Annotated in this window: 5 protein-coding genes; 1 reads left to right on the plus strand and 4 read right to left on the minus strand. The window is 52.1% G+C overall.

Annotated elements, in window-relative coordinates; genetic code table 11:
- The 4 genes from PHF27_RS12205 to PHF27_RS12220 all read right to left on the minus strand — a co-directional run.
- On the minus strand, positions 1-1,085 hold a 1,085-nt coding region (locus tag PHF27_RS12205), incomplete at its 3' end, for a cache and HAMP domain-containing protein (protein ID WP_300070467.1).
- A gap of 359 nt (positions 1,086-1,444) precedes the next feature.
- Positions 1,445-3,418, minus strand: a complete 1,974-nt coding sequence (locus PHF27_RS12210) for a methyl-accepting chemotaxis protein (protein ID WP_300070470.1) — start codon at positions 3,416-3,418, stop codon at positions 1,445-1,447.
- 275 nt (positions 3,419-3,693) lie between these two features.
- Positions 3,694-4,443 carry a hypothetical protein gene (locus PHF27_RS12215; RefSeq protein ID WP_300070473.1) on the minus strand — a complete coding sequence of 250 codons (750 nt, stop codon included), beginning with the start codon at positions 4,441-4,443 and terminating at the stop codon, positions 3,694-3,696.
- A 253-nt stretch (positions 4,444-4,696) separates the two neighbouring features.
- A complete protein-coding gene (locus PHF27_RS12220; RefSeq protein ID WP_300070476.1) occupies positions 4,697-5,722 on the minus strand; it encodes a uroporphyrinogen decarboxylase family protein in 1,026 nt (341 codons plus the stop codon).
- 311 nt (positions 5,723-6,033) lie between these two features.
- Here PHF27_RS12220 and larA point away from each other — a divergent pair, with 311 nt between their 5' ends.
- Positions 6,034-7,347 (plus strand): nickel-dependent lactate racemase, encoded by a 1,314-nt coding sequence (larA, locus tag PHF27_RS12225; RefSeq protein WP_300070479.1) that lies wholly within the window; start codon positions 6,034-6,036, stop codon positions 7,345-7,347.
- Positions 7,348-7,384: the final 37 nt, after the last annotated feature.

Here is a 7,384-nt window from a genome sequence, read left to right on the forward strand (position 1 = left end):
GCCAGTTTTTCCGCCGAACGAACCGTCTCTCCGACCAGCTTCCGCAAACTGGCAACCATCGCCAAAAAGCTGTTGTTTAATATGCCAATTTCGTCGGCGCGTTCGCTAGCCTCAAACTGAAGCTGCAACTCGCCGGAAGCAACTTTTTGCGCCGCTGCCGCTACTAAGGCTACGGGCTTGGCAATAGCTCCTGCCACGTTCATTAAGACAAAACCAAGTAAAAGAATGGCTGCCACACTCAAGCCCGCCATCCATAAGCCTAAATAGCGAACCGGCTGATATACCTCGGCAGAAGGCACCTCCAGCACTAAGGCCCAGCCGCTGCTGCCTACGGGGCTCGATGCAAAAAAGCGATCCTCTCCGTTGAAAGAAAGCTCTTGGAAACTGGAACGGCCACTCAAAAAGGCAGCTCCTGCTTCCTTCAACCTTCCATTTTCCATCGTTAGTACGTTATCCTTCAAAGTCAACGAAGGATGAGCTACGTAAAATCCCTCGCGATTTAAAATAAAGGCCTGCCCGGAATCTCTCATACGCACGCCTTGCGTCATTTGCCCAATCGCATCTAACGATAAATCCATCCCCAGCACCGCAATGGGCGTCCCATTCTGCCGTATGGCTGCGGAAAGACTGATAACCGGCTTTTTGGTGATCGCATCAACATAGACTTTGGAAAACACAACTCCATTGCTGGAAAGAGCGTCTTTAAACCAATCCCTTGTCGCCGGATCATAATCCGCCGGCGGCACCCAGCCTGTGCCGTCAATAAATTTTTTGCTGGGAAAGGCCACATAAATATCCTGCGCCCCTGGAGTATTCTTGGTTAAATAGGTTACGGTTCGTAAAATTTCTTCATCCGCCGGAAGGCTTACACTCCACGCGGCTGCCAAAGAGCCTACGGTTTCCTGCTTCGTCGACAGAATGGTTTGCACCGCTTCCGCATAGCGGGCGGACGCCTGGCTCATTTCCATCCGAATTTCTTCGCTTAAGGCGCGGCTCGCCTGCCAGTATGCCACTCCACTCAACAGAACCAGCACCACCATCACCGGGATACAAATTGCCAGCATCATTTTTGACCGTAATTTCATAGCCGCCTCCTTCACCGCCTGCTCTCCTGCAGACATTTGCCTTGAAATTAAGGACAAAATGCAAAAAAGCAACGCGAATTTGCTTTGGCTACATTGCCTCGCAAACCGTGTTGCTTGATCGAATTTCTTTTCATTTTGTCCACTGGAGATAGGACAATTATACCATTTTCGTTCCAAAACGCAATGCATTCTTTGCACTTTTTACACAAAAGCAATAAAACCTCGAAATAACGTTGTTTTTTGTTTCGTGCGATAAAATCCAAAAAGCCCCGGCCACAAACGCAAGTCTGCAGCCGGAGCCCATGCACTTCGTTGCTTATTGGTCTAAGAAGACTTTGCCGTTGCCGCCAAAGCTAGCTTTACATCCGGAATTTTCCTACCAAAGCCTGCAAATCCTGCGCTAAGTGCGCCAGCGTCTGGCTGGCCGAGGCGATTTCCTGCATAGAAGCCGCTTGCTCTTCCGTGGCCGCGGAAACGCTTTCCGCCTCGCCCGCAACGGTTACGGAAATGGTCTTCACTTCTTCCACCGAGCGAACGGTATTGCGGCTGTCTGCTACAACCGCTTCCGCTACCGTGGTAATGCCCATAATCTTCTTGGACAGATCTTCCACTAAACGAGCAATTTCCGCAAACTGCCGCCCCGCTTCATTCACGCGGTCCACGCCTTCGCCGACGCGGGTCTTCTGCACGCCCATCACGTCAACGGTTTGCCGGATATTGCCGTTGTTCTCCGCGATCAAATTAGTAATTTCCCTGGCGGCTGTTTCTGACTGCTCCGCCAGCTTGCGGACTTCATCCGCCACTACGGCGAAGCCCCGGCCGTGCTCGCCCGCCCGTGCCGCTTCAATGGCGGCGTTAAGGGCCAAAAGATTGGTCTGACCGGCAATGGCCGTGATCATGGCAACCATTTCCGAAATGTGCTGCGAACTGGCATCAAGAGCCTGAATGGCTCCGCCCACCTGCTCAGCTCCGGTACCGATCGCTTGCATGCTTTCAATAGCCGAAGCCAAGCCTTTTTGCCCTTCTACGGTGGTTTTCGTCGTTTCATTGGCCGCCGCCGCTACTGCACTGGCAACAGACGCAACTTCTTCCATCTTCCGCGACATGGATTCCACCACTTTAGCCGCTTCGGTCACAGCAGCGCTCTGCCGTCCGGCGCCTTCGGTAATGGCAACGGCCGACTGCGCCACATGCTGCGCCGCTTCCGCAGACTGACCAGCGCTGGCGGTCAGCTCTTCCGACGAAGCCGCCAGCTGTTCCGCCGACTGCAGCGTTTGTCCGACCATCTGCCGCAGCCCTTTCGTCATAGCTTCGAAGCTGCTGTGCAAAATGCCAATTTCATCTTTGCGGTCTGTAGGCTCCAGGGTCATGTGCAAATCGCCTTCGGCCACCTGCTTGGCCGCCGCCGCCACTTCCGCCACCGGATTGGCCACGGAGCGGGCGATGAAGAAAACGATGGCCAACAAAAGCACCAGCGAAAGCACGCCTATGCCAAGCATCGTCATCGCTAAGCGATTTACGTTGGCAAATACTTCATCTTTAGGAACGCCCAAAACAATCACCCAGCCGCTGTCTCCTACAGGCATGGAGGCTAAAAACCGTTCCACGCCGCCAAAGACATACTCGCTAAAGGAAGGCTTCCCGCTTAAAAATACTTTCCCCCCTGCAGCTAAGCTTCCATTTTCGATTTGCATAATGTTATCTTCTAGCTTCAACGTCTTATGAGCTACGAAATACCCTTCCTGATTGAGCAGGTAGGCGTAGCCCGTATCCCGGATTTTGATGCCGAGCACGGCGTCATTAATTTGTTGCAGCGATAAATCCATCCCCACTACAGCCGCCACTTTTCCCTGTTGCCGGATGGCCATCGACAAGCTCACAATGGGCTTCTTGGTAATGGCGTCCATATAAACCTTGGACATCACTACCTTCTGGGAGTTAGCGGCCTCCGTATACCAGCCGCGCCCTGTAGGATCATAATCCGCTGGCGGTATCCAGCCGGTACCATCAATAAAACGTTTGTCAGGAAACGCCACAAACACATCCTGTACGCCAGAAGTGTTTTTCGTCAACTGAGTAAGCACGCCTCGCAGCTCGTTGTCATTCGGCAAAGCAACGCTCCAGGTGTTAACAAGCGCCTGCATTTGATCCATCTTGCCAACGACCAGCGTATTTACTTCCGCACTGCGGTGCGCCGCCATGGCTTCCATTTCCAGTTTGATCTCTTCCCGCAGCATGGTGCTGGCCTGCCAATAAGCAACCCCTGAGAGCACAACTAGAATTGCCATAACCGGGAAGAAAATGGTCAAAATCATCCGATTTCGCAAGTTCATCTTGCACCACCCTTTCTAAGCGCCTTTTTAGCAAAACCGAGGGGATGTGAACCACAGAAGACTTTTCTTTGCCGTGAGAGGTAAGGACCGCATCGGCTTCTTATAAAAAAAGCCAGGGCACACCTACCACAAGGAAATATCCTTAGCGTTAGCGCGTAACCCTGGCAAAATTCAGCTTCGTCGAACTTTTGCATTAATTGCTGTTTTTTCTATTTTAGCATATTCAGCGACAGTGTTCATTATTTTTTCTTAATATAAGCAATTATCCCCAAAGATCAGCCGTTTTTCAGTGCTTCCAACCGTTCCGCCGCGCGCTTCAAGGTCCGGTCTACCATGCCGTCCTTATCTTTGCCCATAGCGTCGCGGCTGTCCACCATCTTCCATAAAGTCCGATTCGTCTTAGGCTCCAGCAACGTCAATTCCACCGCCGTATGGGCCGTTATTTCATCATGAGCGGGAACTTCGCGAAACTTAGTCACCGGAATATCAACCCATTCTTCGGTTGTTGCCTGCCTGCCGTCCGGCCCTGTAAAGGTTCGCTTGCGGCAAACGCGCTCCGTCGTAGTGTAGGTTTCCACATAAGCCGGTATGTGTTGAACCGTATCTTTATATACGGTAAAACGAACCTGCAGCAGCCCTTGGGCGTAAAAACCAATTCCGTCCTGCACCAGTTGGCTGTAACGAGCCGGGTCCGTCTTCTCCAATTCCAGCATGTTTTCACTATTATTTACGCCTACCTTGTTCACTACGTCAGGATAGCTTAAGAAAGCAATTCCCGCCTTAGCAAAACGCTCATTAACAGAAAACTGCCCATTGACTTTGCCGCTCAATACCAAGCGTTTCATATCATCTACAGCCGCATCCGGGCCAAATTCGGTTTTCACTACCACCATCTTCAAGGTCTTAAAATTAAAGCTATTGTCCTTCCATTCATCCTTGCGCTCCTCCGCACCCGCCAAAGCTGCTGGCAGCAGCCAGGTCACCAACAAAAGAATGCTTAAAATACGCCATGATCTTTGTATCATCCCATCTCCTCCTTGTATTTTCTTTCTAATACTTTCCATTTTAAAGCATTTGAGAGAAAACGCCAAGCTAGGAGAAACGAGAGGACCCGTAGGAAAAACGCGAAGAGCGGTTTTTGAACAAAAGTAAAATGAGGCCCAAGGAGGGTTGCGGGGTATGCTATATTGAAAATGCATTCCTCTCCTCTGTGGCTCCCTTCGATTCTCCTTGCAACTTCTGTCCAATCCCCGGCTTCGCTTCGTTGGCAAGCTGCTTTTACAAAGCCGCAGAATCAAAAGAAAGGTATTTCCACAGGTCTTTTTGCGCATACCGTTCCACAACCAGCCGCGCCGTGACTATGTTATTGTCCGGCGGGTTAGGAATAGTCACGCACCCAGGACCTACCATGATGCCACGCAGATCAGTTTCACTAAGGAAATAAGCAACCTCTTCCATCACTTCGCTCGGCGAGCCGTAGGAAATCGCTCCCTCCTCGTCCAAGCCTCCCAAAATGCATTTATCGGTTAAGGCTCTGGCTCGGCGCAGTGGCGGATATTCGTGGCAGTCATGCCAGTTCAGCGCCTGCACCGGATAATCGAGAAATTCATCAAAGAAAATTTTGCGGCCATGGATGTGCAGCGTGTTGAACCAGCCTTCTTCTGCTGCGGCCAAAACCTGCAAATCGTAACGGCGCCCAAAGGCTTCATATTCCGCCTGGCTCAGAAAATCGTGTGTGGCGCAGGCTGTAGCAAAAAAAATGCCTGCCGCTCCGGCGCGAAGTGTTTCTTTTACAAAAGCAAGCGTCGTTTCCGTAATGGCCTCCAACGCCTGGTGCACTAAGCGCGGATACTCCCGCAGATCGCGCGCCACCCGGTCCCCGGCCAGCTTACGGGCCACGGTCAGCGGACTGTACACCGTCGGTACCACCGGAACATCATCCTTTGCCAAGGTTACGGCGCAGCGCGTAGTCAGCACCTGGCGCCCCCAGGCGCCTTTCGTTGCATCCACGGCCTTGATCTTTAACCAGTCGCTGCTTTGCGTTATCGCCGGACGCCGCAGAACCGCTACTTCGGTAGGGGTGTCAAAAAAACGAATTTCGCAGCCCCAGTCATGCACCGGATAAGAGTCGTACGGCGTCAGTTTGATGAAGTCTAAATCAAATTTCTCCTGAAATGACACATGCGCCTGCGCCAGTTGCAGCGGATCCCGATCCGCGGCGGGAAAATGCTTCCATAAGGATACCGGCGGCCGGTCTACAGGGAAACCGCCGAGAGCCGCTTTTACTCTCTCTACTTTTTGCATGACTACCACTCCTTCCACTGCCAAAAAGAAAAAGGCCTGAGCATCTCTTTTACAAGATGTTCAGGCCTTCAGGTTTCTGATCAGCGCTGTGTTTTATAGGTTTTGCAAATAATAGCATATTGTCAAACAGTCTGTCAACTGTAAAAAACAAGCACCGTTTCTTTGTCTAACTCCCTCACTGAGGTTTCATTCGTTTTTATACTGTTCTTCTTCCAGTATTTATTCCTTTTAAAAGGCAGGATTTTTACAAATGCAGAGAGAAGACTGGCTGTATTATTTTCGTTTATTTTCCCAAAAAGGAGGCCTTTATTATGAGTCAAAAATCCTTTTCCCTCAAGTACGGCAAAGGAGAACTTGCTTTTTCCCTGCCCAGCGAACAGGTAGCCTGCGAGGTCTTAGGACGCGAGTATCCGCCGATCGAAGATGTCTCCAGCGCCATACGCCAGGCCCTGGCCCATCCCATCGACAGCCCGCCTCTGCGCGAACTGGTTCGTCCGGGAGAAACTGTCGTCATCACCGTAAGCGATATTACCCGCGCCTGGCAGAATATGGACCAGGTCCTGCCCCTTTTGCTGGATGAATTGAATCTGGCCGGCGTGCCGGATGAAAACATTACCGTCCTTATTGTCGTCGGCGGCCACCGGCAAAATACGGCAAGCGAATTTGTCACTCTCTGCGGCGAAACCGTCTGCCACCGCGTGCGCGTCCTCAACCATGACGCCTGGGACGAGGCGAATATGGTGTATCTCGGCAAAACCAGCCGGGGCACCGAAGTTTCCGTCAACCGCCTGGTGGCAGAAGCGGACCGGGTCATTCTCACGGGCGGCATCATCTACCACTATATGGTGGGCTACGGCGGCGGCCGCAAAAGCATCCTCCCCGGCTGCAGCTCCATTAAGACTATTCGCCAGAACCATCTGTGGGCGCTGGCTTCCGGCGGCGCTGCCGGCTCCAACCCCAACGCATTCTCCGGCCGCACCGAAGGCAACGAATGCCATGAGGATATGATGGAAATTGCCGCCTTCGTCAAGCCCGACTTCATTCTCAACGTCGTGCCTACGCCCAAAGGCGACTTTGCAGGCATCTTTGCGGGCAACTGGGTCTCCGCCTGGCAGAAAGGAACCAAACTAGTTGACGAAATTTACGGTGTGGATATCCCGGAAAAAGGCGATATCGTCATCACTACTGCCGGCGGTTTTCCCAAGGACATCAATTTGTACCAAACCGGCAAAACTATGGACAACGCTTATTATGCGGTCAAACGCGGCGGCGTGGTTATTCTTTTAAGCGAATGCCCTGATATTTACGAGCCGCCGGAATTCAGCGACTGGTTCAAATACGGCAGCCGCCAAGAAATGGAGGCCGCTTTGCGCAAGAATTTTGGCATCCCCGGCTGGGTGGTCCTCAAGGAAATGGAATGCGGCGACATAGCCACCTTTGTCATGGTGACGCTGCCGCAAAACGCGGAGTTAGTGAAAAAAGCCAACATGATTCCGGTCAGCACCATCGAAGAAGCCCTGGCCATCGCCAAAGAACGCTGCGCCAGCGACGCTCCCCGCTATATTGTCATGCCTCAAGGCGCCAATACAGTGCCGCTTTTGGACGGCAAAGTCTCTGTCGGCTAACCAAGCAAAGCCAAGACCTCTTTGATCAGGCCTTGGC

It is taken from the genome of Anaeromusa sp., assembly GCF_028691475.1.
GTDB lineage: Bacteria > Bacillota > Negativicutes > Anaeromusales > Anaeromusaceae > Anaeromusa.